The sequence below is a fragment of the Vibrio sp. 070316B genome (assembly GCF_013114115.1).
Lineage (GTDB): Bacteria > Pseudomonadota > Gammaproteobacteria > Enterobacterales > Vibrionaceae > Vibrio > Vibrio chagasii_B.
The window spans coordinates 150862-176455 of sequence record NZ_VTYC01000001.1 but is presented as its reverse complement, the minus strand read 5'-3'; the positions used below and the strand labels follow the sequence as shown (position 1 = coordinate 176455).

Here is a 25594-nt window from a genome sequence, read left to right as displayed (position 1 = left end):
TTTTAGAGCTAGTTCAACCTAGCTCTATTTGATCATCTTCAAGAGTGATGCGTTAACAGTAATCTCTATTTTTTTATGCCGCGTCTTGGAGCCTTAAACTTTCATAATAATCCTCAGCAAGAGCTGTCATTTTAAACTCAGCTTCAAAGCCAGCAATTTTTTCTACAGCTTCTTGTATAGATTCCAAATCAACCTGGAAAAACTCTTTGCGGGTATTAACCGCGTTTACACGTTGAGTATGAAACTCTCTATGTAAAGCCGCCTCTAAAGCCGGAGCATCATCGGAATAAATCATAGCGTGGACATCAAAAGAGAATGGTACGCTTGCATCCCCTAGTTCTTTAACGCGATCCATTGGCTCAAGTCTTCTCGTCAAACCAATTTTATAGACATCCTCACCAAATGAGCCGATGTTACTAATCACGTAAACATGCCCTTTTCTAGTTTGTTCAGCCATACTCTTAGCTCGTTGTTCTTTAGATTCAGCTTCTTCGAGTCGAGTTTGCAGCTCTGCTATTCGACGCTCCATGAGCTCTTTCTCTTCATCTGAAGCATCATTTAATTCTTCACGTGCCTTTTCAAGCATCTTGCGATACATCTTCTCTTCTTTTTCAGCATCAGCAATTGCTTTTTGGAACTCCTTTATAGCTCGCTGTTCTTCACGAATCTGCTCTTTGATTAATTTCTGTTCAATCTGCTCTTCTTCTTTCTTGAGCATATATTGATATTGGAGTTTGCACTCCTCAAATTTTAATTCGATGTAGTCCAAATTAAAGCCGCATTCAAAAGTAGCACAAAGTTTTTCAATATTATTAGCTAGCTTCTCTATGCGTTCTAACGTTCGAGCAAAGCTACTTGGCGACACTTTTCCTATTAAGAAGTCACATTCTGTATTAAACGCCGTCAGCATTAACTTAACTTGTGCATCTAAGATTTTTCTATTGTAAGCAGCATCATTAGAGATAACCGTGTAGCTTGGATAAATAATCGCAGCTTTATCTTTGATCATCTCTTTTTGAGATAGCCTAACTTCCTTAATTTCTTCAGCATAGCGAACTGACGTCTCGTACAAATATTGTGGCTTTTCAAAATGACCACATGAAGTGTACTCATCAATTCGAGAATATAAGTCAAGCTTGCCCATGAGTTCATCAAGAGCCTTAGTATTCATCTCAAATGAAGATTTACCATCCTCGATACCTAGTTCCACAGCTTCAAGTTCTTTTGTTTTTTGGGCTAAACTCTCAGCAATTGTATTCTCATTTTTCTGAAGAGCCCTCAACGATTCAGTCTCATTGAATATAGAACCTAGTTCTCTCGAGGCTTGTTCAGATTCAGTCTTCACCACGTGTAGTTCGTCTTTTATGAGCTTAAGCGCCTCATCGATTGACTTATATTCCGCTACTTTTTTGTTGGCACTACTTTTAGTTAGGATATAGGTCAAAATAATTAACACCGCGGCTGAAACGACAACTATTAGTAAATTTTTATCCATTTACTTTAAAACCTCTTTGATAAATTGTTTTCTTAATGAAGATCGTTCAAGACAGCGATCGTTGTATTCATCTTTCGCTTCAACCAAGGACTCTTTAAACGCTCTTTTTACTTCTGAGGCTCTCTTTTTCTCGGTTCGCTCGACGTCTTTTAACCGGCGTATCCTTTCACGCTCAACTCGTAATTCTTCACGTTCAGCTGCCTTACGCCGCTTTTCAGATTCCCGTATAGAACGCTTATTTGCTTTATCTATAGCTTTAACAACTCTAATCGCTGTTCTTAAGCCGCTACCACGTCTAGCCAAAACTTCACCGTATACCATATAGATGCTGATGACCGAACATTAACACAAACTGACATTTAATCTTTAATACACATCAAGTTTGATATTCAGGCGCACTAAACAACACGGTTCCATTATCAAATTAACGTGATTGCTCACACTATAATAATGTTTGGCTTTAGCTCTCCCCAAAAACAAAAAGGGATTGGTATCTCTACCAATCCCTCCCCCAAATTCTCTTACTACTTACAAGCTCTCAATTACCTTTTGAACCATAGTATCAATCTGACGCTTACACGAGAAATGACGCTCTCCAGAGTTAACATGTCGCTTGTTGGTTCAGCATTGAAAGCCGATTTGATAGCTTCAATCCATCCGGGTAATGAAGGTTTGCTCATCATCCACAAAAGCGACAAAGCCTCCGTGATAGATAAGCACTCGACCACGCCCTTCAACTAAGCAGGCAAGCTGAGGATTCAAATCTTCTTCATTATCCGGGCTTTGAAAAGTGCCGGTATCGGTGATTACACCGCGGAGTGGAGGTAAATATCCATAAGCGCGCTTGGCTTGATCAATCAGGCTCAATTCGCTAGCGACAGAGAAGCAACGAGGGAGCCTGCCTGCATCTTCGATAAACATAGTTTTCAGTTCTTCAAAAGCGGTAATAACTAGCCAGTCGATGTCATTAACTTGATGGATAAACATAGAGTTTCTCAGTAATTCTGATGCAGGGATTCTATCGCTATCTGAGGCTAAGAGGAGTAGAGATTGCGTTATCACAGAGGCACTCGATGCCTTTCTATCAATCTATTTAGAATACGCTCTTGTCGCACCTAAGTTGGAGCCCTAAAACGAAGGGTTGCTACATCAACCAACCCCACTAAGCAGTGATTTAATAAAAGAACGAACCTTACTCTCTAAAAGATATCAATTGCCTTTTGCACCGCAGGACCAATCCGGAGTTTACGAGAAGTAACACCTTCCAAAGTCAGCATGTAGCTAGTTGGTTCAGCATTGAAAGCTGATTTAATGGCTTTATAGTCGCTTTCATCTACCCACAGTAGATTTGCTTCTTCGTTCTTAGTGTCTGCGGTGATAAGAGTATCTAATTTAGTTATGGCTCATATTGATTAAATGCTCTTTATTGCGCTTAAGTTTCCTTGAAAGTTGCTTTTATCACTGATTCTCTCCACACATTGTAAGAATAGTATGCAACTGAATTTTTAATGTGTGCTGAGCTTAGCAATAATGACACTCATCAATATGAAACTAGTGTAACACCAAGAGCATCAATGTATAAAGACTTTTTTATTTTATATCCATTTAAGAGATCTTATGTACAAGAAAAATGTTTTTGTTGCTTTACCCTTAATCGTAGCCGCAAGCGGGTGTTCTTCTGTTGTCGGTGAGTCTGTAAATCAAAATGTCTCGTTTAATGGTGAGCAAGAGAGGCATTTCGTTTTTAGTAAGAACGGTGGAAACATTAGTAAAGCTGACATTTACTCAGCTTTACATTCAGCAATCAAAAATGAGTCCATAGTTCACGATGTTTATCATCGTAATTCAAGATCGCGAGGGATGGGAGCTAGTATTTCAGAGGAACTAATTACAGTTATTCATTATGACAACTACGAGGGTCTTGTTGATGAAAAAGTAGCTAACTACAACGTTATGATAGATGAGGAAAGAGATAATTATAAGGTTACGCTTAAGTGCCCTTCAATGTACCACGACATAGCAACTTTTAGAGTGAGTATAAGTAAGGAATACCTCTCTGGAGATACTGTTGTTAAAAACCTCAACCATATCTGCAAAAACATTAACCCAATAATCAAAAAGTCTGATTGGGTTAAAGATGAGTTTAACGCAAAATTTAAGAGTGAAGATGTTTTTGCTAACTACTCAAGAATATTGACAAAAGTTAGCCATAAAGAAGACGTTAAAGGCTTTGATATTGAAAAAGCTGAAATTTTTAAACTACCTATGACTGATAACGAGAATACTAATTTGGCGTTATCAGTATTCCCATATCGCGGTGGTTCAAAAGTGGTTTATGCGTTTTCCTATGCTTATGAGGCTAATTCACAAGGAAGCACTACGTATAACAAAGATGTATTGGAGAAAACCAAAAAAAGTATTCTTGACATTGCCAATGACTAGCATAACTCCGACATAACATTCGACAATGCAAAAAGGGGTTATGACCATAGCAACACTTAGTACACATTAGCCTAAAGCTTTTGACTAACGCGATTTTCCCCCTCGATACTAGCTCTCCACCGCTAATTTTGCATACCTATTAGTATTCAATAACGATAGTAGGAGACGTCAAAAAAAGGCTGCAAAAGCAGCCTTTAATTAAAAAGTAGCAATGTGTCTCTACGCCTTTAATCTTTGATTTTTTTCACTCCTTTCTGCAATCGATAAAGAAGCAAAGATATGGACTAAAGGGAGATTCGGAGGGGGTTAATGTTTGTACCTAAAGGTATTGCTGTCATCAACAATCTCGATTCTGACAGGAACTGTGCCTTGCTTAACGTTGCCAATTTTTGCAAATGCTTTGTGAGACAGGTCAATCACTCGGCCTTTTACGTAGGGGCCTCTATCGTTAATTTTCACATCAACAGACTTGTTATTGTCTGTATTAGTCACTCTCACGATAGTGCCGAAGGGTAAGGTTTTATGCGCTGCCGTGTAAGCATTCATATTATACGTCTCACCACTTGCTGTGAGCTTGCCATGGAACTTATCACCATACCAAGAGGCTTGACCAGTCAAAGCATGTGACTTGGCATATTCCTTTGTTTTAGAACTGCCGACCGCCGACGTTGAGGTACATCCGGCTAATATCATAAGAATGAGAGCAGTAAAGATGATATGTAGTTTTTTCATGTAACTTGGGTGCGCTAATCTGTGCATTTTCTCTGTTTTCGTTGTGTTTTGGTTCACCATACAATGCTGAGTATAGTCACTGCTCAGCAAAGGCTACCATCCGGTATGAATGCACAATGTTTTCATGAAGTACGCTTTCTTCCGTCATATCCATGAAAGGTTTTATCTTAGAAACGTCAAATTTAACAACACCTTAAATCTGTATCTTTCTTGAACACTTGATGTAGATAAGTCACCCAGCCAATCATCCAAACACAAAAGAGGATTGGTATCTCTACCAATCCTCTTTAGGGAGTGTTTCGGTTTTTCTACCTTATGGAAGGCAGTAACGCGATTACTCGTAATCTGTCGCGTACGTATCTTCATATGAGTGAGAGTAGAATTCGAATAGGTTGCCAAACGGGTCTTCTAGGTAAACCATTTGTGCTTGTTTTAGCTCGTCTTCTGGGTGGTAACGGTGAATGTCCATACGAACTTTACCGCCAAACTCTTCTACACGTTTGATAGCTGAATCAAATTGCTCTTTTGGAAGCTGTAGACAGAAGTGGAAGATACCTAGACGAGAGAAATCAACGTTATGGCGCTCTTCACGGTCAACCATTTCGAATAGCTCAACACCGATACCGTCTGAAGTTACTAGGTGAGCAATGTTGAAGCCTTTGAAGCCTTCGCCAAACACAGCAATACACATACGGCCGATTGCTGATTCACGCTCTTCCATCACTTTAGTGTTGTTCATTACGATTCTTAGACCTAGCGCTTTCGTGTAAAACTCTACTGCTTGGTCCATATCGCCAACCATGATGCCTACGTGATTCATTTTCATAACTTTCTCCAATTCTTTTTAATTCTGTACTTTCGAAGCTTAGCTTCTGTATTTCGTTTCGATGGAGAGAGTATATGGAGATAAATAGATTAATTAAAATTATCATAATTTATGTTAATAATAATTTATTGTTATCATTTATTTCTTGAGGTCTATATTAACGAACATGTGCCCCAAGAGCTTTTGCTCTTGGGGCACATAAATCATATGAACGATTGTTAATGGTATCTATAAGACGTTAATTTAGTGCTTCAATGAGTGTGATCTCACGTTTGATCTGCATTCCTTCTTGCTCGGTCGCTTGCGTCAGTTTGTTTTTACGTGCTGTTATGGCTGCTTGTTTAGCCTCATCGGTGTCGAACATCAGACCTTGTACATTGATTGAAGCGATATTCGTATAGCGGCCATCGTTGCTTGTTGGGATTGAGATAACTTCATCATTTATCAATGATTTCACGATCTCACGTTGTTCGCTGTAACGGCTATCCAAACCAGAGAGTGTCCAACGTTGTTGAGGCTTCCCTTCATACTGACCATTCTTTTCTTCTGTTAGATACTTGATGGTCATATTACGAATTGTGCCCGCTTCCTCACCATACTCTGCCTCTGTATCAAACAATACAGGGAATGATTCACCTTCTAGAACACCACCTTTTTTAGTGAGGTGACCCATTCGATAGCTATTCATACCAATTCGGATTTCAGTTTCATCGGTAACAGGTGTGCCATCAGCGAACTCAAGGTTAGTAATACGTTTACCTGCAGGCTGAGTTAGATCAATGGTATAAGTCACGCCCGCAAAGAAATCATTAGTCGAATATTTAGATGCTCTGCGTTCTGGATTAAAACTATAAGTGACATCACCAGGCTGTACCGAGTTGAAATAGCCAGCAGACCATTCCATGTAGGTTTTAAGTTCTTTACCTGTCATCTGGTAAACCGTGATTTCTCCACCAGCATATTGATAGTTATAAGCGATGTCTTTGGCTTTAATCGGACCAACATCCAGCTCTGCATTGTCATTATCAATTTGGAGTGCGATGACATTAGCTTTTGGTGCATAGAAGAAGCTCGCTTCTTGGTATAACGCACTAATACCGGTGTCTTGAATATGAACTTGAGGGATACCGCGGATTTCATTTTCAGGAACTAAGTCAACGCCAGTTAGCTGAGCCACAGGTCGGTTCGCCATTTCTCGAAGTTGTTTGTGATACGGCTGGTATAGCGCGTCCATATCTTCATCGGAATCAACGCCATTAATCTTGTAGGTGAAGCTGTCTTTGTTCACTAGTGTGAATTTGCCATCGCGCTCTTCAAATTGGAGGTCGATACGAGACAGAGCTCGGCCATACTTGTCTGGTTCGGTAATAATCACCCCATTCACAACCGCCTTATCAATACGAGTATGCATGTGACCCGCAACAATGGCATCAAGCTCTGGGTTAGCATTCGCAATGTCGGTGACACCTGTATTCGCGATGTCATTTTCGTTTTCAATACCCATGTGTGCAACCAATACGATCGCATCGACTTGGTCATCGATCTCTTTGATTATTTTCTTCACTTCCAGTGTCGGGTTAGTGAAAGTGACGCCTTCTAAACGGTTGGTACCTTGTGCAAAGACCTCTGTCATTGGGGTGTCCATCCCAATCACACCGATCTTAACTCCACCGCGTTCTAGAATGGTGTAACCCGGTAGGAATGGGTTTCCGTTTTTGTTCTTGATGTTGCCGCCTAAAGACTGACCCTTAAATTGAGTAACAGCTCTGTTGAGCGTTTTAAGGCCGAAGTCGAATTCATGATTGCCTAAAACCCACACATCATATTTCATGTGGTTGAAGCCAAGCATCATTGGGTCAACGGGATCATCTTTAAATGTTTCTACGAAGTTACCTTGAATGGTATCACCAGCATCAACGAGGATAATGTTCGACTGCTCTTCGCGGATATCACCCACTTTCGTTGCTATTTGGCTTAAGCTGCCACGAGTGTTGAGTTTATCTGACGCGTAGTCCCACGCCATAAAATGACCATGGATATCTGAAGTGCCAAGTATCGTGACGTCGTGTATGTCACCGTCAGCGGCAAAGGTAGGAAAAGTAAGAGAAAGTAGGATTGCACTGGATAATAGTTGTCTTTTCATCTGCATGTTCACATGGTGGATATAGTATGACGCCACCATATAGAATTGCGTCTACCTTATGAGTGACTAGTGTCATATTTTCAGTGATACAAGCTCTTGATATTTCAAATAAACGTGACTGATGACAACCTTAAAACAGCTTATGTAACTATGCGAGCCACACTAACAGGTAAATAGAAAGAGCCACATATCAAGTAATGTGGCTCTGTTTAAACGTGCCAATTTAAACTCTAGTCAAACCACTACGCTTTACTGGTTTGTACCGAATTCGTCATCGGCTTAGTTTTGTTTTCAGGTACCAGAGACATCAGCCCAGTAATCACAAGGGCAGCGATGCCCGACATCGTTACTGGTGAGCCAAATATACTTTGCGCTAGCTTGGGGGCTTCTTTCAACAAGTCAGGCACTAGCATTACTCCAAGCCCCAAGCCTAATGAGATAGCGATCGTCATGATTCTTCGGCGATCCAACTTTTCATTGGCAATAATTTTGATACCCGCAGCGGCAACCGTACCGAACATCACCAAGGTTGCCCCGCCTAATACTGGTTTTGGAATCGTCATTAATACCGCGCCTAAGATGGGAAATAGACCCAATAGAAAAAGAATCGCCGCAATGAAGTAGCCAATGTAGCGACTTGCGATTCCGGTAAAATGAATCACACCATTGTTCTGGCTGAAAGTCGTGTTTGGAAAGGTATTAAATACTGCTGCGATAAGCGAGTTCACACCATCACCTAGCACGCCAGCCTTGAGTCGATTGATGTATTTTGGCCCCTTAACTGGTTGCCCTGAGAACATGCTGTTAGCGGTAAGGTCACCCGTCGTTTCAATCACGGTAATCAAGTAGATAAAAGCAATAGGTAAAAAGGCTTGCCAATCAAAAGCAAAACCATATTTAAATGGGATAGGAATACTCAATAACGGTTGAGATGCAAAAGAAACCATGGGCGCTTTGCCCATCAAAATAGCAACGCCCCATCCTACAACCAAACCGACCAAAATAGACGACAGCCTAACCATGGTGTTGTTGCTTAGGTTAAGTGCCACTATGGTTCCGAGCACAATCGCACCCAGAAGCAGGTTACTTCCAGAGCCAAAGTCTTCCGCGCCAACACCACCCGCAATATCAGTAACACCTACTTTAATCAAAGAGATACCTATCGTCGTGATAACGATTCCGGTGACAACGGGCGTGATAACGACCTTGAGTTTTTCGATAAAGCGCGATAGGACGATTTCAACAAATGCACCAAAGAAGCAGACGCCGAAAATGGTGGCGAGCATTTCATCCGGCCCGCCTCCATTCGCTTTAACCAGAAAACCCGCGCCTAATACTGAACCTAAAAACGCAAAGCTGGTTCCTTGAACACAGATCATGCCTGCACCAACTGGGCCTATTTTTCTGGCTTGGATGAAGGTACCGACGCCAGACACCATGAGTGCCATGCTGATCAGGTAGGGAATGTGCTCACCCAATCCAAGGACACCACCAATAATGAGCGTGGGTGTGATAATGCCAACAAAGCTGGCTAATACATGCTGCAGCGCCGCGTAGCTGGCTGCTCTGACTGATGGTCGATCGTCTAATCCGTAGATCAATTCACTGTTCTGTTCCATGTGACTTCCTTTATGTATTTTTTATTGTATACAATTTACATAAGGGCAATACAGCAACATATATGCCAATGGTTTAACATCATGTTTATCAATCAGTTAAGTTTATTCTTAAGCCAATGCTGCACTGTAAAGCAACATTGTCGGCTCGTTTTAGTGCAAACAGAGAACACAAAGCAATCCTTTGACCTGGTTTATCTGTAACCTCTACCCGAATATCGCAGGCACAAAAAAAGGATTGGTATCTCTACCAATCCTCTTTAGGGGGGTGTTTCGGTTTTTCTACCTTACGACAGGTAGATGACGTCTATTACTCGTAATCTGTCGCGTACGTATCTTCGTATGAGTGAGAGTAGAATTCGAACAGGTTGCCAAACGGGTCTTCTAGGTAAACCATTTGTGCTTGTTTTAGCTCGTCTTCTGGGTGGTAACGGTGAATATCCATACGTACTTTACCGCCAAACTCTTCAACGCGTTTAATAGCTGAATGAAATTGCTCTTTTGGAAGCTGCAGACAGAAATGGAAGATACCTAGACGAGAGAAATCAACCTTATGACGCTCTTCACGGTCAACCATTTCGAACATCTCAACACCGATGCCATCAGATGTGACTAGGTGAGCAATGTTGAAACCTTTGAAGCCTTCACCAAATACAGCGATACACATACGGCCAATTGCTGATTCGCGTTCTTCCATCACTTTGGTGTTGTTCATTACAACTCTTAGACCTAGAGCCTTAGTGTAAAACTCTACTGCCTGGTCCATATCGCCAACCATGATGCCTACGTGATTCATTTTCATAACTTTCTCCAATTCGTTTTTTATTCTGTGCTTTTCGAAGTCTAACTTCAGTATCTCGTTTCGATGAAAAGAGTATAGGGAGAGATTGCGATTAACTGAAATTATCATAATTTATATTAATGATAATTTTTTGTTATTCCCAGATTAAAATAGGATCTCGGCTCACTTAAAGAAACGCTATCTACATACATGCTCACACTATAAATAGACGCCCACATTAGCAGGAGGTCAGCCCAATATAGAGAACAACCTAAAGAGCATAGCCACTCAAATCGAGTATTGCTGATGTTTGATGGCTTTTGTTAATCGTTTTTGTTGATAGCTTTCTCCTTTCGAAGATAGGAATCACCTATTGAATCTATAGAAATGTCCGATTTCACTAATTTTCGGTGCCAATGCAATATATCTCCATCGACGCGGGATAGCGTTAAACACTACAAATTAGAAAGAGAGTCAAAACATGATCAACACAGAAATCAAACCATTCAACGCAACAGCATTCAAAAACGGCGAATTCGTAGAAATCACTGAGCAAGACGTTAAAGGCAAGTGGGCAGTATTCTTCTTCTACCCAGCAGACTTCACTTTCGTATGTCCAACTGAGCTAGTTGACCTACAAGAAAAATACGCAGAGCTTCAATCTCGCGGTGTAGAAGTTTACTCAGTATCAACTGACACTCACTTCTCTCACAAAGCATGGCACGATACTTCTGACAAAATCGGCACTATCGAATACTTCATGGTAGGTGACCAAACAGGCACTATCACAAACAACTTCAACGTAATGCGTGAAGGTCAAGGCCTAGCAGACCGTGCTACGTTCCTAATCGACCCAGAAGGCGTTATCCAAGCAATGGAAATCACTGCTGAAGGTATCGGTCGTGACGCTGAAGACCTACTACGCAAGGTTAAAGCAGCACAATACGTAGCGGCTAACCCAGGTGAAGTTTGCCCAGCTAAATGGAAAGAAGGCGAAGAGACACTAGCACCATCTCTAGACCTAGTAGGTAAGATTTAATCTAAGCCTAGCTAACAAGAATAGCTAAAAAGAACAAATAAAACGGTTCTACAGGCGCGCTTCGGCCTCCCTCCTAAAGGGCAGTTGCGCGCCACCCTTTCAAACCATCAAAACCACAATATTTGCCGACTTGCGCCCCCTTTTTATTTTCCTTTTTCAGCAAGAAGGTATTGGTCAATACCAAGACACAGAATTTAAGAGCAGGCACGATTATGTTAGATCAAGCAATGAAGCAGCAGCTAAAAGCATACCTAGAAAACCTAAAAACCAATGTTCAGTTAGTGCTGAGCCTAGATGACAGCGATACCGCAAACAAACTCCAAAACCTAGCAAACGACATCGCGTCTTTAACGGACAAAATTGAAGTAACACGCGATGATAGCGCAAGCACGCGCAGCCCTATCATGCAGGTAGTGAACCAAGAAAAAGGCACAGCGATCGGTTTCGCCGGTTTACCAATGGGTCACGAGTTCACGTCTCTTGTACTGGCACTGCTTCACAGTGGCGGTCACCCAATCAAGCTTGAAGCTGACGTAATCGAGCAAATTAAAGAATTAGATCAAGAGCTGAATGTAGAAATTTTCATCTCACTATCGTGCCAGAACTGTCCAGAAGTGGTTCAGGCATTCAACATGATGTCAGCGATTAACCCGTTGATTAAGACCACCATGATTGATGGCGCAGCATTCCAAGAGGAAGTGAAATCTCGCGATATCATGGCAGTACCAAGCGTGTTCATTAATGGTGAACTATTCGGTCAAGGCCGTATGTCACTGGCTGAGATCCTTAATAAAGTAGACTCAGGTGCAGCGGAAAAGAAAGCAGCAAACCTAAATCAACAAGCACCATTTGACGTGTTAGTTGTGGGTGGTGGCCCAGCAGGTTCTTCAGCAGCAATTTATGCAGCACGTAAAGGCATTCGTACAGGTGTGGTTGCTGACCGATTTGGTGGTCAGGTAATGGATACCATGGCAATTGAGAACTTTATCTCAGTGAAAGCGACAACAGGTCCTAAGCTAGTGGCTAGCTTAGAAGAGCACGTAAAAGAGTACGGTGTTGAAGTAATGACTGAGCAGCGCGCTGCAAACATCATTGCTGCAGAAGACACAAAAGACGGCTACATCCACGTTGAATTAGAGAGTGGCGCAACACTACGAGCTCGCTCTGTTATCACAAGTACAGGTGCACGCTGGCGTGAAATGAACGTTCCGGGTGAACAAGAATACCGTAACAAAGGCGTGGCTTACTGCCCACACTGTGACGGCCCACTGTTCAAAGGCAAGAAAACAGCCGTTATCGGCGGTGGTAACTCAGGTATTGAAGCCGCTATTGACCTAGCAGGCATTGTGGAACACGTAACCGTACTTGAATTTGCAGACACGCTACGCGCTGACCAAGTACTTATTGATAAAGCGAACGCAACACCAAACATCGAAATCATCAAAATGGCTCAAACCACACAAGTGTTGGGTGATGGAAACCGCGTAACAGGTCTGGAATACAAAGACCGCAACACTGAAGAGCTTAAACAGATTGAGCTTGCGGGTATCTTCGTTCAAATCGGTCTAATGCCGAACAGCGAATGGTTGAAAGGTTCGAAGGTTGAGCTTTCACCACGCGGTGAGATTGAGATTAACGCTCATGGCGCAACATCGATGAAAGGTGTGTTCGCAGCAGGCGATGTAACAACAGTACCTTACAAGCAGATCATCATTGCGATGGGTGAAGGTGCGAAAGCAAGTCTAGGCGCATTTGACCACCTAATTCGTAACTCAGCTCCTGTTAAAGAGGCTGAAACCGCTTAATCTTGTAAACAAAATTCCTTAAGTGTTCTTGTTAACTTATTAGTTATTATTAACTTACCCATTATTGTTAACGACTTTGTCGATATTTAGACACCACTCCTATGGATTTAGGAGTGGTTTTTTTCGTTGTAATTTTTATGCTGGTTGATAAAGCATAAAGGCAACCACTAGTGCGAGGCTTCCGCCCAAACAACGGTTTACCACCATCATCTGTTTTGGTGATTGAAGCAGCTTTTTAAGCATCGTACCGCAATACGCCCACACCAACATGCACGGTACGCCCGTGATCACCATGCCTGCAATAATGGTCACCACTTGAATCAGATAGTCTGCGTTCGGAGTGATGAACTGAGAAAACACAGTTAACGAAGCAATCCAACCTTTGGGGTTCAACACCTGAACCAACACACCTGACACAAAGCCCGAACGGTTATCGGTAGTACTCTCTTCGATTTGCATATTGGCAATCGACCACGCCATGAACAACAAATAAGCCGCACCTGCGTACTTCAAAATGTTGTATAGCTCTGGGTAAAGAGTGAACAGGCTCACCAAACCGACACTGGAACCCGCCAGTACGATGATGATGCCAACAGCGTTCCCAGAGATAAAAGGTAAAGTCGCAGCAAATCCATAACGACTTGAAATCCCAAGTAATGCGATATTGCCTGCCCCAGGTGTAATTGCAATTGATGTTGAAAATAGCAAGAACGCCAGCATTAATTGAGAGCTCATTTCCTCTCACTCCTAATAAGTAAAGTATTTATAGGGAGAGAGTTTACAGATTCGACTAGGAATTAAATTGCTATATAGGCTAATATTAATCCAAATTTGAGCGAGACTTTTCCAAAATAACCATGAAACAGAAAGAATCCACTAAAGAAGTGTTAGATGACACAGATATCGCTATCTTAGGACATATTCAACAAGACGGGCGCATGAGTAACAGTAAGCTCGCCGAGAAGGTAAACCTCAGCGAAACCCCTTGCTGGCGCCGATGGAAACGTATGGAAGAGACAGGCTATATCGACGGTTATGCCGCCAAGCTGAATCGTAAGAAATTAGGCTTTCATGTGGCAGGTTTTACCTTAGTCACGCTGGGTAACCACGAAGTTGAAAACACAGAACCATTCGAAGAGTTTGTTGCCGTTACCGATTGGATTCCTATGTGTCACTGTATCGCAGGCGGTGCAGACTACATGGTGCAAGTATTAGCAAAAGATTTAGAAGAGTACTTTGAGCGTATTAGCTCGATCAGACGAGTGAAAGGCGTGAGTGCCATTCAATCCAACATCTCAGTGAAAGAATTAAAAAACAGCTATCAACTTCCTCTTGAGGACTAGTTCACTTCTCCTGGTAGCCCTTTTCTTTCAGCAAAACACAAGCCCAGCTCCCTAGGTTTCTGAAACTTAGGGGCTGGGCTTTGTTTGAAACGAATATCGTTTAATTACGCTTTCTATTCACAAGGGTGAGCTAGATGGATCAAGGCTAAACCACCGAGTGACGTTTCACGATATTTCTTGTTCATGTCTTTACCCGTTTGATACATGGTCGCGATGACCTTATCCAACGATATCAAAGATTTGCTATTGCGTTTCAATGCCATGCGAGACGCATTAATCGCCTTCATCGCACCCATAGCATTTCGTTCAATACACGGTACTTGTACTAAGCCACCAATTGGGTCACATGTCATACCGAGTGAATGTTCCATCGCAATCTCTGCAGCAATACAAATCTGCTCATTACTACCACCGCGCAGGGCAGTTAAACCTGCAGCCGCCATAGAAGATGAAACGCCCACCTCTCCTTGGCACCCTACTTCGGCCCCCGAAATCGAAGCGTTGGTTTTGTACAAAATACCAATCGCACCCGATACAGCTAAGAAGTCTTTGAGCTGCTTGGTATCCAACTCTTTAATAAAGCGATGGTAATACATCAATACCGCAGGAATCACGCCCGCCGCGCCATTGGTTGGAGATGTAACTACTTGACCACCAGCCGCGTTTTCTTCACTCACGGCAAAGGCAAACAAGTTAATCCAATCCATGATTTCCATCGGGTCGTTTTCAACGGCTGCATTCGCTTCTAGCTTTTTCAATAGGTTTGGCGCACGGCGAGTGACGTTCAAACCGCCATCTAGAATACCTTCAGTCTCAAAACCACGTTCCATACAACGCGACATCACGCGCCAGATCTGGTCTGCCTTTTCTGCAATCGCATCAGAATCTTGGAAGGCCGACTCATTTTTCAGAATCATTCCACCTAGGCTCATGCCGTTGTCTTCAGCTTGTTTAAGCATTTCATCGGCATTCTTGAAAGGGTAAGCCACCTCGACTGATTGAGTTTTGGTGCCGTTTTGCAGCTCATCTGCAGTTGCGATAAAACCACCACCAATCGAGTAGTAGGTTTCATCGACAATTACCTTTCTAGCTTGATCAAACGCGGTAATCATCATGCCGTTTTCATGCAGGGGCAGATTGTCTTCGTGAAAGAGCATGTCGGTTTGGTAGTTAAAGCCAATCGCGTGGCTGCCACTCAATTGCATTTCACCACTGTCGATAGCGCGTCGCATCGCTTCATTAGCGCTAGTGATCTTAATCGTGTCTGGCTTATTACCAAGCAAACCCAAAATGGTCGCTCTATCGGTATGGTGACCTATTCCGGTTAACGATAACGAACCATAAAGATCGACCTGAACACGAACCACCTCTGTGATTCTGTCTGCGATTAATTGAGTGAAATGGAAACCCGCAATCATTGGGCCGTTAGTGTGTGAGCTCGATGGCCCCACACCAATTTTGTAGATATCAAAGATCGATAACATAGTTATACCAGTAAAGAATCGGTCAATTAAGAAAGAGCGGCATAAAGCCAATCAGGGATAACAATACAAGCAGCGATCGTCACAACAGCAAAGACCAACAAGCCGTAATGACTCGCGGTAGGCTTAGCGAACAAGTGCTTTTGCTTGGCGATAAATTCGTTTTGCTGTTGTGTCACCTCTCCCCAGAAATGGCTCACAACAACACCTAACACTAAGAAAACCACCGTGCCAATCAAGGCAAACCAAGGCCAAGAGATGCCACTGTATTTGGCAATAAATACCACTACGACACTACCGATACTGCCTGCAATCACCCCTTTTTCATTCGCTCGCTTGAAGAACAAACCTAGGATGAAAGAGCCAAGGCGAATACCGACAAAAATCGAAGTTAAGCTAGCAATCGTTTTGAGTACAGATTCATTCGAGACCGCCAGTAATGCAGGCACAACAACCGAAGCCGCAGCGACCAGGCTCATTTTTCTTGCTACCGATTCGTAATGTGTATCGGAAGCTGATTTACGGAAAAAGCGCTTATAAAAATCGAACGTTGCCACGGTTGCCATTGAGTTATACGTCGAATCCAGTGTCGACATTGCCGCAGCAGAAAGAGCCGAAATCACCAAACCAACAATGATTGGGTTGGTGTGGTTGAAAACAAAATCGAGGATCACTTCGTTGCTGTTCTCAAAACTGCTGTCTTGATAAAAAACGCTCAGTAACACGCCCATCACAGCAAAGAACAGATAAACAAAGAACGCGCCATAGCCGCAAAGCAGCATGGATTTTTGTGCGGTTTTAACACACTTAGTCGCGAGTGTTCTTTGAATAATCAATTGGTTAGTACCATATACACTCAGGTGTAAGAAGCTCACAGCAACTAAACCTGCCCACAATGTGGTATCAACACCCAAGTCGAAATCAAGGTTGATGATCTCTAGATGCTCTGGAGACAGCGCCTCACCCGCATCAATCTTCATCAGCAATAAACCAAAAATCGCAATGCTGCCAATAATCAGCACTGCTGACTGAAGCATGTCAGTCCATATTACTGTCGAGATACCACCGGCATAGGTGTATAACGCGGTGAACAAACTGATGTAGATAATCGCCTCTGAGATGCCTATCGGTAGCACTTGCACCAAGATCAGGGCAACCGCATACAGAATCACTCCAGCCGAAATGCACTGAACCACAATAAACACAATCGAATTGATCGTGCGAGCAACAACGCCAAAGCGGTGCTCTAGGTATTCATAGATAGAGGTCAAGCCGAGCTTGTAAAACACAGGAACAAAGAAAACCACAGCGAAAAAGATCACTATTGGGTAATTAAGATGAACACTCATCGCTTCCATACCTGAGCTATAAACCCAGCCCGGCATACCAACGAACGTCATTGCGCTGATGTAGGTTGCAAGAATCGACACACCTGCCGTAAACCAACCAAACTGTTTTCCACCAGTCGAAAAGTCGCCACCAGCGTTATAACGCCTATTAACTAAGTAGCTGATAAACAAAGTAGTTAGCACATAAAGAGCAATAACCACAAAACTTGAGTACGTAACCATTTTTAGATTCCGTTTATTGTATGTCGCAAATCATTCGCCGCCAATAGTACTCAAAAATGGATATTTTCCCTCAAAAACCCACAGTAAGTGTGACTATTATCACTAAGATAGACGATTAAACGCTCAAATCGCCCCACAAAGCACAAAAACGCGATCAAATGAGATCCAGATCACCAAAACACACAATATGGGTACGCACTCATTTTAAAATTGACTTTGATCACGGATCTAATAACCACAAAAATTCTATTATCTCTCCCGAAATGAAGACGGTGTGATGAAAATAAATAATCAACACACAGTAATTAAAACCAAAACCACCCTATATAAAATAAAGGTTTATCGGTCATGACTACTAAAAAACACATGAGCGAAGTTCCTATGATTCAAAGGGTAGCCGCATATCTAGCAATTCTAGTGGGTTACTTTTTCTATTGTTATAACTTTGTAATTATTGACTACGTACGCCCATACATCGTTGAAGCGTATGATGGTATTAACCTGTCAGACACTGCCCAGTTCTATACCTGGCAGTCGGTTGGTGCACTTATTGGCGCATTGAGCTGTGCTTGGGTAGCAACAAAATTTGGTAAAAAACCCACTCTTATTGCCATCACAGCTCTAAACGGCGGCGCTACCATCATCAATATGATGTTTACCGACTACGCAACTTGGGCTGCAATGCGTTTCATCATTGGTTTGTCGCTAGGTGGTTACTTCACTGTAGCAGTGAGCCTGATGATCGGCCTATTCACACCGACTGTTCGCGGTAAGTTAACTGCATTCGCATCTTCCATGTTCTCTGTTGCGTTGATGGTCATGGGTGCGTATGCAGCATTCATTTCAAGCATTGAAGCTCCTTGGGAAAGCCTAATGCTTGTTGGTGGTATCCCACCGTTGGCAGCAGCGGCAGTCATGATCTTTGTTTTACCTAGCGACAAGAAAGTGATCGCTTACGGTGAAGAAGAGCAAGCAAAAGCAGAAGCATCAAATGCACCAGCGAAGAAAGGTTCTTGGGGCGAAATGCTAAGCAAGTCTTACCGTAAGATCACATTAACGTGTCTATTACTGGCTGGCCTTAACTTCTACGGTTTCCAATTCTTCGGTGGCTTCGTTACCACTTACCTACGTGATGTACGTATGTTCGACGGTGCAACCATCGGTCTTATCTTCTCTATTTCAGCGTTTGGTTCATTGTTTGGTGCATGGTTCTGGGGTTGGGCGGCTGACAAATTCGGTCGTAAGGTGAACGCATTTGGTTTCATCCTAGCGGGCATCATGGTTTCAATCTTCTTTGTTGCGCCTGGTGACATGGTGATTGGCGGCCTAAACATGCTGGCTCTACTTGGTCTGGTTTACAACTTCGGCCTGTCTTCTTCAGCAGTATGGGGTGGTTACTTCTCTGAACTGTTCCCAGCACACCTACGTAGCTACGGCGCAGCGCTGTTCCACGGTGGTCGTATCCTGGGTATGTGGGCGCCAATGGTACTTATCTTCATTCAAGAGCGTACCGACCTACAAACTGCGATGTGGGGTTCTCCAATCGTATGGATCCTTGCTGGTCTTCTATGGCTAACACTGCCAGAAACACTGAAAGGCGGCATCTTCGATAAAAGCAAAAAAGCGGAAGCTGCAAAAGCTTAATTCGAAACTCGTAAACTGAATTTCAAATACGAAAAATTTAAAGCCGGCTGATCAGTCAGCCGGCATCAAAATCCGAATCGAGTCCTGTTCCGAATGTTGACTCGACAACACAAAGAGAAATTATTATGTCTAAATATCAAGAAGCTAAACGCATTGTTCGCGAATACTTTGATGCAATGGAAAACGCAACTCACGAAAACGTTGCTGACGTTTTAAAAGCACACACTTCTGAAGATTACTTGTGGCGCGGTGTTTACCCATTCCGTGAGCAAGAAGGCGCACAATCAGCAGCTGACGTTTTCTGGGCGCCAATGATGAAGTCGATGACTCGCATGCAGCGTCGTCAAGACATCTTCATCGGCGGTAACAACGAAGTTAACCCAGATGAGATTTGGGTAATGAGCATGGGTCACTTCATGGGTCTGTTCGACGCTGAGTACCTAGGCATGCGCCCTACTGGCAAGATCATGAACGTTCGTTACGCAGAATTTAACTGTGTTTCTGACGGCAAAATCACGAAAACAGGCTTGTTCCTAGACCTACTAGGCATGATGGACCAAGCGGGTTGCTACCCACTACCACCATCAACAGGTAAGCACTTCGTATACCCTGGCCCACGCAACCACGACGGTCTGTTGTTTGAAGATGCAGCTCCAGAAGAAGGCGTTGCGACTCTTGCTCTAGTAAACAAAATGGTTGATGACCTATCTGCTCTTAACGACAGCGGCGCGATGGGCTGCCCACCAGAAGTACTAGAGAAAAGCTGGTCAAAAGACATGATTTGGTACGGCCCATGTGGTATCGGCGCGTCTTACACAATTCCTCGCTACCAACAGCAGCACCAACTTCCTTTCCGTAACAACCTGAAAGACAAGAAGTTCAACGGCCACGTTTGTCGTTTCGCTGAAGGTAACTTCTCTTGTTTCTTCGGTTGGCCAAACCTATCAAACACACCAACAGGCGGCTTCCTAGGTATGACTGGCGGTGAAGTACGCGCAAACATGCAAGTGGTTGACGTTTACTACCGTGACGGTGACAAACTGTCTGAAAACTGGGTTCTTATCGACCTTCCTTACTGGCTACAACAGCAAGGTCTAGATGTGTTCGAACGCACTTCAACCATCATGAACCCAACGCTGTAAACGAAACGCTTTAATCCCAAAGATTGAAACGAAATAGTGGCAACCTAAATGGACATCTAGTTTAAGTTGCTACGCTTACTAGGAGACCCTTCTCGCTCCTAGTAAGTGCTCCACACCATTCATTATTGCTCCACTAATAATTGAATCAACTCGTGCCTCACGGATGGGGTACACCCTGCCAAACCATTACTAATATAACGGGCTTGAAAGCACGGTGGCTTTCTGCGGCCTGAATAAAGAGAATAACAATGAACAAGTCGATTCTTTCTGCAGTGATTCTGACAGCACTTACATCGGGTTCTGCCTTTGCTGCACACACTTTTACCAATGACGCGGGCGATAGCCTTACTTTAGACGGTCGTTTTGACGTTCGTTACCAAGATAAGGGCGGCGACCACAACGGTGAATGGAACAGCGGTAGTTCTCGTTTCGGCCTTAAAGGTCAAATGGGTCTAGACAACGGTTGGACTGGCTTTGGCCATGCCGAATGGGGTTACAACTCTGGTGCGAACGGCGACAATATTTACGACCGACTTCTATACGCTGGCGTAGAGCACGACAAGTACGGCAAGATTGCTGCGGGTACTAAGCAGTGGTCTACTTTTTATGACGTAGCATGGTACACCGACTTAGGTCGTGTCTTCGGTACTCGCGGCTCAGGTGTTTACAACCTTTCTGACTGGGGTATTGCATCAGGTACAGGCCGTGCTGAAAACTCAATTACTTACCGTAACTCAATCAACGACCAAGTAAGCTATGGCTTCACTTACCAAACCACACGTGAAGATGTTGCACTAGCGAGTAATGCGACAGTTTCATTGAAAAACGGTATGGGTGCGTCGATCACTTACAAACCTGCTGACGGTGTAACACTTGGGGCGGCTTATCATCAAAATGAAGTTACCGACTTAGGTGCAGGCGTAATCGGCGTAGAAGACGGCGACAACATGCGTATTATGTTGTTGGGTGCGAACTACAGCAACGGTGGCTTCTACGCAGGTGCCACTTTCCATGTTGGCGAAAACTGGGAAGCAGTAAGCCAAGGCGGTACGGATGTAATGTTCGATACCCTAGGTGGTGAAATCTACACGTACTACCACTTCGACAATGGCCTACGCCCTACGTTGAACTACAACTACATGGAAGATCGTGATGACGAGACAGATGGCTATGAACGTAACCTGCTTATCCCAGGTGTTGAATACCACTTCCAGAAGAACAAATTCCTAGTTTGGACTGAGTACCAATTCGATCTAGGTAAAGATCAGCTTGTTGGTAACAAATTCGAAAACCGTGACGACCAATTCGCTGCAGGTATTCGTTACTACTTCTAACACCCAGTTAGTCGATTAATAAATTCTTTAAACAAAGCTCTGCTCTTAACGCAGAGCTTTTTTGGGTCATACCCAGAATAATATTCAACACTCTCTATCAACCCTTATTTTTCATATAATAATGGCATATTGTATTTTTGAGTACGTACCTAATTATGTTACTCTATGCACAATCAATTTGGTTCAAAAGTATGGTCTATGAGCTCTCCAAAACACTCCACGGCGTCAAAGCCAACCGTCACCTCTAAAGATGTCGCTAAACTTGCTGGCGTTTCTCAATCAACTGTATCTCGTGTATTTGTCCCGGGCAGTTCGGTTTCTGAAAAGACCAAGCAGAAAGTGTTCGATGCAGCAAAATCGTTGAATTATCGTCCCAATGCCTTTGCCCGCAGTCTGACGACAAATGAGTCCAAATTGATTGGCTTAGTTTTCCCAGATGCCGACTACCCTATCCACATGAAAACTCTGCAGCTTATCTCTACTGAGCTACAAAAGCAGGGTTACTCTGCGGTATTGATTCCTTGGCAAGTTGATGGAAACGACAACCACTCGATCCCTAATATCTTCCAATACCGAGTTGATGGCGTAATTGCTGCTTCTGCGACCTTTAATAAGTCACTTTATGAAGAGTGTGAAGAGTTCGACATCCCTATCGTCCAGTTTGCACGTGTTGTTGAAGGGACTAAGAGTAGCCATGTGGTGAGTGACAACTACGCCGCAGGCCAAGTCGCCGCTCAGCATTTACATAGCGTAGGAACAAAGTCAGCGGTTTACCTGACAGGTAACGTACCAACCTACACCAACGGCGAGCGTGAATCGGGCTTTTGCTCAGAATTCGAAGATCTCACGGGCAAGCAAGCTCGTGTTATTGAAGCTGATTATGACTACCTTGATGCTCTAGATACCATTCGGACTCTGTTTTCAGAACCCACACATCCTCAAGCGATTTTCTGTGCGACAGATAACCTGGCGATGGCGGTAATGGATGTGGCGCGCTTAGAGTTCAACCTGCGTATTCCAGAAGATCTGCAAGTGATTGGCTTCGATGACATTCCACAAACGCAGTGGCTGAACTACCAGCTCACCACCTTCAAGCAAGACTTCAGACGCCTTGCTCGTGAATCAGTCAAGATTGTAGTCAATCAAATTCAAGATCAAGACACCAGTCTAGTAAAACTCATGGTTCCGGTTAAGTTTATTGAGAGAAAAACGACGCTCAAATAGAACCAAAACTAAGACACTCTCGAATAAAAAATCCCGCTCATCTAGAGCGGGATTTTTATTTGGATATTTAATTAATTGCCCACACCACCGGTATTGTCTGGCTGAGTTTCTGGCGTCTTAGGTGGCCACTCTTTGAAGGTCGCTAGGTGTTGCTGTACCGCCGCTTGAGCCGGGCCAAATGCCCACATTTTTTGTCCCATCCACTTCAAGTACATGCCCGATTCTTCTGCCGCTCGCTCATATGGGTCACGGCGCAAGTTAAACAGTAATGGTGCATTAAGCTCTTCTTTCGGACCACTCCAACCATGATTCTGAACCACGAAGTGCGCTTTCCAATCTCCAACTCGAACGGCTTGTAGCTTGTCTCGTTCGTAGTAGTAAATTTCTTTACGATTCGACTCACCTTTTTCCGTCAACATATCGACCTGGTTATAACCATCGAGGTGTGCTTTAAAGCCATCGTGACCTTTTAGCATTTTCTCTTTCAGATCGGCAGGGCCCCCCGCAGCTGCAACAAGTGTCGGTAGCCAGTCCATACCATCAAAGATGCCGTTACCCACACTACCCGCTGGAATCTTACCTGGCCAACTAACTAGAGCTGGAGCACGAACGCCACCTTCCCACGTAGTGCCTTTCTCACCGTGGTATGGTGTCATACCACCATCAGGCCAAGTCATGATTTCAGGGCCATTATCAGCCGTGAAAATTATGATGGTGTTGTCAGCAATGCCGAGCTCCTCCATTTTCGCCATCATCTCGCCGACATGATCATCGAGATCTTTCATCACCACTTCTTGAAGTCCCCACCCATTCTGACCAAGCATGGCTTCGTATTCAGGTGAAAGGTGTGTCCAAACGTGACCACGTGATGGACAGTACCAAGTGAAGAATGGCTTATCCGCTTCAACCGCCCTTTCGATGAAGTTGATCGCGTGTTTATTTACTTCATCATCTAGTGTGCGCATACGCTCGATAGTTAGCGCGCCATCATCTTCAATGGTTTGTCCGCCTTTGCCATCGGATTTCGCGTAAATCACATTGCGAGGCGCAAAAGCATCCAACGAACCGTCTTTTGGCCAATCTGGATCTTCGGTGTATTCCATCGCATTCAGGTGATACAACCAGCCCCAATACTCATCGAAACCGTGCATTGTTGGCAAGAACTCATCACGGTCACCTAAGTGGTTTTTACCAAACTGACCTGTCACGTAACCCATGGTTTTGAGGATTTCTGGTAGTGTTGGCGTATCCGCATGCAGCCCAACAGGCCCACCCGGTAAGCCCACCGTGTGCATACCCGTTCGCACTGGTAACTGCCCCGTTAAGAATGCAGAGCGCCCAGCCGTACACGATGGCTGCGCATAATAATCTGTCAATAGCATTCCCTTCTCGGCAATGCTGTCGATGTTCGGTGTTTCACTACTCATCACTCCGTTGTGGTAAGCACTGAGGTTTGAAATACCAATGTCATCAGTAAAAATTACAAAAATGTTAGGCTGCTCTTGAGCTGACCATGCTGATAGCGAAACGCTACTCAACACACTCAGCATAAGAAGATGGAAAATCCTTTTCATAGAATGTCCTTATACTGTTTCAGATTGCTCGTTATGAATCATTTTTAAACCGACTAAGCCAAAGCCCAGTTCCAAGATCAGATAGACGAAAAGTAGCCAATGCGGCATGCCATCCACCACCAAACTGATGACTCGTCCGGCAGCCAAACCCAACATGAATACCACCAAACTATAGAGCGCTGGCAGTCGATACTTTTTGAACAGTGCGCCAAACACCCAAAACAACGCCAGAGCCAAATAAAGCCCCATCACTGCACGAAAGATATGAGTCACATTAATGGGGCTAGCATCGATCTCAAAAAGGTAATCAAGAGAGACAACTGGCGCATAGCCATAAGACAGCGCAATAGGTGTTAGTCCCACAACAGCAACTAACAAGAAAATACTTTGTGGCTTCATACCCTTACTCTCAAAATTTGGCTCTTTAAAAAAAACATAGTCTACAATCAGGGATATACAAGTTGCATATAAGCAAAGTAAATCAAAGACCCACTCATTCATTAAGGCGCAGTTTCACATCGAATATAGGGATATCAATATGGCTAAATGGCGTTACCTACTCGCATCAGCATTGGCTGCCAGTTCAACCGTAAATGCTCAGGAAGCAAACGAACAAGCGGATACAAAAAAGTGGCAACATAGCTTCGAAATTTACGCGCTCGCACTCAATATCCGCGGAGACAGTACCATTGGTGATTTGTCTGCTGATGTCGATGTGGATCCTGCATTCATCATGGATCATCTTGATATGACCGCAATGGTGCGTTTAGAGGGTATCTATGACAATCAGTGGGGCTATTACATTGACTACAGCTTCATGAAGTTAAGCGGAAAAACGAACTCAGTTTTAGGTAGCAACCTAGAGGTATTGAAAGGCAATCTTGATATCCGACAAGGTGTTTTAGATGTGAAGGGGTTTAAGCGCTACCAATACGATTTTGGCTCGATTGATTATCTGTTTGGGCTTCGTTGGTGGGATAACGACATTGATGCCAAGCTTTACGGTTCAGGTGGTAAGCTAAGTACAGACCGATCACTCGATGAAGATTGGGTTGACTACCAAATAGGTGTGAGATGGATAACGCAGATCAATAAGGATTGGAAGTATCACGCAACTATTGATGCAGGGCTTGGCAGTGACACCAACTTTACTTCATCTCTGCTAACTGGCGTGCGATACCAAATAAACAGTTGGTCTGACTTAAATGTTGCCTACAAATCGACCTGGGTTGATTACGAAAACAAGGGCACCTTTGAATACGATACCGCATCGCAAGGGTTCCTGATTGGTTGGGCTGCTCATTTTTAATGAGGAGTCAAAAGGTTGAGAATTGAGGTAAGCCTGATTCATGGCTTACCTCTCAAACGAAGTCTACCTTTCAAGAAAAGCTGCTGGTGACTT

Annotated in this window: 22 protein-coding genes and 2 pseudogenes; 9 read left to right on the top strand and 15 right to left on the bottom strand. The window is 43.6% G+C overall.

The window, feature by feature from the left end; all coding sequences use genetic code 11:
• Positions 1-73: 73 nt before the first annotated feature.
• The 5 genes and pseudogenes from F0251_RS00845 to F0251_RS00825 all read right to left on the bottom strand — a co-directional run.
• Positions 74-1495, bottom strand: a complete 1422-nt coding sequence (locus F0251_RS00845; protein WP_116870253.1) for a DUF4041 domain-containing protein — start codon at positions 1493-1495, stop codon at positions 74-76.
• Positions 1496-1798 (bottom strand): hypothetical protein, encoded by a 303-nt coding sequence (locus F0251_RS00840; RefSeq protein WP_099166422.1) that lies wholly within the window; start codon positions 1796-1798, stop codon positions 1496-1498.
• Positions 1799-2023: 225 nt separating this feature from the next.
• Positions 2024-2145: pseudogene (locus tag F0251_RS00835) on the bottom strand (manganese-dependent inorganic pyrophosphatase); the annotation flags it as partial.
• Positions 2144-2482: a cytosolic protein gene (locus tag F0251_RS00830; RefSeq protein ID WP_171730125.1), complete on the bottom strand. Its 339-nt coding sequence runs from the start codon at positions 2480-2482 to the stop codon at positions 2144-2146. The gene F0251_RS00830 and the pseudogene F0251_RS00835, both read right to left, overlap by 2 nt.
• Positions 2483-2694: 212 nt before the next feature.
• A pseudogene (locus F0251_RS00825) lies at positions 2695-2874 on the bottom strand (manganese-dependent inorganic pyrophosphatase); the annotation flags it as partial.
• Positions 2875-3112: 238 nt separating this feature from the next.
• On the opposite strand from F0251_RS00825, the gene F0251_RS00820 reads away from it, so the two are divergent.
• Positions 3113-3937: a hypothetical protein gene (locus F0251_RS00820; RefSeq protein WP_116870251.1), complete on the top strand. Its 825-nt coding sequence runs from the start codon at positions 3113-3115 to the stop codon at positions 3935-3937.
• A gap of 306 nt (positions 3938-4243) precedes the next feature.
• On the opposite strand, the gene F0251_RS00815 is transcribed toward F0251_RS00820, so the two are convergent.
• The 5 genes from F0251_RS00815 to F0251_RS00795 form a co-directional block, all read right to left on the bottom strand.
• Entirely contained in the window at positions 4244-4696 is a 453-nt protein-coding gene (locus tag F0251_RS00815) for a septal ring lytic transglycosylase RlpA family protein (protein WP_116870605.1), read from the bottom strand.
• A gap of 307 nt (positions 4697-5003) precedes the next feature.
• On the bottom strand, positions 5004-5495 hold the full coding sequence (locus F0251_RS00810) for a VOC family protein (RefSeq protein WP_086712273.1): 492 nt from the start codon (positions 5493-5495) through the stop codon (positions 5004-5006).
• Between the two features lie 238 nt (positions 5496-5733).
• Positions 5734-7638, bottom strand: a complete 1905-nt coding sequence (locus tag F0251_RS00805) for a bifunctional UDP-sugar hydrolase/5'-nucleotidase (protein ID WP_171730124.1) — start codon at positions 7636-7638, stop codon at positions 5734-5736.
• A 242-nt stretch (positions 7639-7880) separates the two neighbouring features.
• Positions 7881-9257, bottom strand: a complete 1377-nt coding sequence (locus F0251_RS00800; RefSeq protein ID WP_116870250.1) for a uracil-xanthine permease family protein — start codon at positions 9255-9257, stop codon at positions 7881-7883.
• A 307-nt stretch (positions 9258-9564) separates the two neighbouring features.
• The gene (locus tag F0251_RS00795) at positions 9565-10056 is read right to left on the bottom strand and encodes a VOC family protein (RefSeq protein ID WP_059021055.1); all 492 of its coding nucleotides are present in this window, start codon (positions 10054-10056) and stop codon (positions 9565-9567) included.
• A 460-nt stretch (positions 10057-10516) separates the two neighbouring features.
• On the opposite strand from F0251_RS00795, the gene ahpC reads away from it, so the two are divergent.
• Positions 10517-11074: an alkyl hydroperoxide reductase subunit C gene (gene ahpC / locus F0251_RS00790; RefSeq protein WP_008220943.1), complete on the top strand. Its 558-nt coding sequence runs from the start codon at positions 10517-10519 to the stop codon at positions 11072-11074.
• 212 nt (positions 11075-11286) lie between these two features.
• On the top strand, positions 11287-12879 hold the full coding sequence (gene ahpF / locus F0251_RS00785; RefSeq protein WP_116870248.1) for an alkyl hydroperoxide reductase subunit F: 1593 nt from the start codon (positions 11287-11289) through the stop codon (positions 12877-12879).
• A 135-nt stretch (positions 12880-13014) separates the two neighbouring features.
• On the opposite strand, the gene F0251_RS00780 is transcribed toward ahpF, so the two are convergent.
• Positions 13015-13614, bottom strand: a complete 600-nt coding sequence (locus F0251_RS00780; RefSeq protein WP_116870247.1) for a LysE family translocator — start codon at positions 13612-13614, stop codon at positions 13015-13017.
• 122 nt (positions 13615-13736) lie between these two features.
• Here F0251_RS00780 and F0251_RS00775 point away from each other — a divergent pair, with 122 nt between their 5' ends.
• Positions 13737-14222: an Lrp/AsnC family transcriptional regulator gene (locus F0251_RS00775; RefSeq protein WP_019825927.1), complete on the top strand. Its 486-nt coding sequence runs from the start codon at positions 13737-13739 to the stop codon at positions 14220-14222.
• Between the two features lie 113 nt (positions 14223-14335).
• On the opposite strand, the gene F0251_RS00770 is transcribed toward F0251_RS00775, so the two are convergent.
• Complete coding sequence (locus F0251_RS00770) at positions 14336-15706, bottom strand: L-serine ammonia-lyase (protein WP_171730123.1); 1371 nt, start codon at positions 15704-15706, stop codon at positions 14336-14338.
• A 26-nt stretch (positions 15707-15732) separates the two neighbouring features.
• Complete coding sequence (locus F0251_RS00765; protein WP_171730122.1) at positions 15733-17274, bottom strand: sodium/solute symporter; 1542 nt, start codon at positions 17272-17274, stop codon at positions 15733-15735.
• A gap of 348 nt (positions 17275-17622) precedes the next feature.
• On the opposite strand from F0251_RS00765, the gene F0251_RS00760 reads away from it, so the two are divergent.
• The 4 genes from F0251_RS00760 (at position 17623) to F0251_RS00745 (ending at position 22618) form a co-directional block, all read left to right on the top strand.
• Entirely contained in the window at positions 17623-18918 is a 1296-nt protein-coding gene (locus F0251_RS00760; protein ID WP_116870245.1) for an MFS transporter, read from the top strand.
• 125 nt (positions 18919-19043) lie between these two features.
• Positions 19044-20060, top strand: a complete 1017-nt coding sequence (locus F0251_RS00755; RefSeq protein WP_116870244.1) for a nuclear transport factor 2 family protein — start codon at positions 19044-19046, stop codon at positions 20058-20060.
• A gap of 248 nt (positions 20061-20308) precedes the next feature.
• Entirely contained in the window at positions 20309-21394 is a 1086-nt protein-coding gene (locus F0251_RS00750; RefSeq protein WP_171730121.1) for a porin, read from the top strand.
• Positions 21395-21592: 198 nt separating this feature from the next.
• Positions 21593-22618, top strand: coding sequence for a LacI family DNA-binding transcriptional regulator (locus tag F0251_RS00745; RefSeq protein ID WP_061031849.1), 1026 nt, complete (start codon positions 21593-21595; stop codon positions 22616-22618).
• 71 nt (positions 22619-22689) lie between these two features.
• Here the strand turns inward: F0251_RS00745 and F0251_RS00740 are convergent, their stop codons facing one another.
• Positions 22690-24192: an arylsulfatase gene (locus tag F0251_RS00740; protein WP_116870242.1), complete on the bottom strand. Its 1503-nt coding sequence runs from the start codon at positions 24190-24192 to the stop codon at positions 22690-22692.
• A gap of 9 nt (positions 24193-24201) precedes the next feature.
• Positions 24202-24591, bottom strand: coding sequence for a DUF4345 domain-containing protein (locus F0251_RS00735; RefSeq protein WP_171730120.1), 390 nt, complete (start codon positions 24589-24591; stop codon positions 24202-24204).
• Positions 24592-24730: 139 nt separating this feature from the next.
• On the opposite strand from F0251_RS00735, the gene F0251_RS00730 reads away from it, so the two are divergent.
• On the top strand, positions 24731-25501 hold the full coding sequence (locus F0251_RS00730) for a hypothetical protein (protein WP_061031851.1): 771 nt from the start codon (positions 24731-24733) through the stop codon (positions 25499-25501).
• Positions 25502-25594 lie beyond the last annotated feature (93 nt).

Coding starts and splice junctions, on each gene's coding strand:
- F0251_RS00730 (WP_061031851.1), top strand. CDS start 24,731: ATGGCTAAATGGCGTTACCTACTCGCATCAGCATTGGCTGCCAGTTCA.
- ahpF (WP_116870248.1), top strand. CDS start 11,287: ATGTTAGATCAAGCAATGAAGCAGCAGCTAAAAGCATACCTAGAAAAC.
- F0251_RS00815 (WP_116870605.1), bottom strand. CDS start 4,696: ATGCACAGATTAGCGCACCCAAGTTACATGAAAAAACTACATATCATC.
- F0251_RS00755 (WP_116870244.1), top strand. CDS start 19,044: ATGTCTAAATATCAAGAAGCTAAACGCATTGTTCGCGAATACTTTGAT.
- F0251_RS00805 (WP_171730124.1), bottom strand. CDS start 7,638: ATGAAAAGACAACTATTATCCAGTGCAATCCTACTTTCTCTTACTTTT.
- F0251_RS00820 (WP_116870251.1), top strand. CDS start 3,113: ATGTACAAGAAAAATGTTTTTGTTGCTTTACCCTTAATCGTAGCCGCA.
- F0251_RS00750 (WP_171730121.1), top strand. CDS start 20,309: ATGAACAAGTCGATTCTTTCTGCAGTGATTCTGACAGCACTTACATCG.
- ahpC (WP_008220943.1), top strand. CDS start 10,517: ATGATCAACACAGAAATCAAACCATTCAACGCAACAGCATTCAAAAAC.
- F0251_RS00800 (WP_116870250.1), bottom strand. CDS start 9,257: ATGGAACAGAACAGTGAATTGATCTACGGATTAGACGATCGACCATCA.
- F0251_RS00810 (WP_086712273.1), bottom strand. CDS start 5,495: ATGAAAATGAATCACGTAGGCATCATGGTTGGCGATATGGACCAAGCA.
- F0251_RS00830 (WP_171730125.1), bottom strand. CDS start 2,482: ATGTTTATCCATCAAGTTAATGACATCGACTGGCTAGTTATTACCGCT.
- F0251_RS00760 (WP_116870245.1), top strand. CDS start 17,623: ATGACTACTAAAAAACACATGAGCGAAGTTCCTATGATTCAAAGGGTA.
- F0251_RS00780 (WP_116870247.1), bottom strand. CDS start 13,614: ATGAGCTCTCAATTAATGCTGGCGTTCTTGCTATTTTCAACATCAATT.
- F0251_RS00775 (WP_019825927.1), top strand. CDS start 13,737: ATGAAACAGAAAGAATCCACTAAAGAAGTGTTAGATGACACAGATATC.
- F0251_RS00795 (WP_059021055.1), bottom strand. CDS start 10,056: ATGAAAATGAATCACGTAGGCATCATGGTTGGCGATATGGACCAGGCA.
- F0251_RS00745 (WP_061031849.1), top strand. CDS start 21,593: ATGAGCTCTCCAAAACACTCCACGGCGTCAAAGCCAACCGTCACCTCT.
- F0251_RS00845 (WP_116870253.1), bottom strand. CDS start 1,495: ATGGATAAAAATTTACTAATAGTTGTCGTTTCAGCCGCGGTGTTAATT.
- F0251_RS00765 (WP_171730122.1), bottom strand. CDS start 17,274: ATGGTTACGTACTCAAGTTTTGTGGTTATTGCTCTTTATGTGCTAACT.
- F0251_RS00770 (WP_171730123.1), bottom strand. CDS start 15,706: ATGTTATCGATCTTTGATATCTACAAAATTGGTGTGGGGCCATCGAGC.
- F0251_RS00735 (WP_171730120.1), bottom strand. CDS start 24,591: ATGAAGCCACAAAGTATTTTCTTGTTAGTTGCTGTTGTGGGACTAACA.
- F0251_RS00740 (WP_116870242.1), bottom strand. CDS start 24,192: ATGAAAAGGATTTTCCATCTTCTTATGCTGAGTGTGTTGAGTAGCGTT.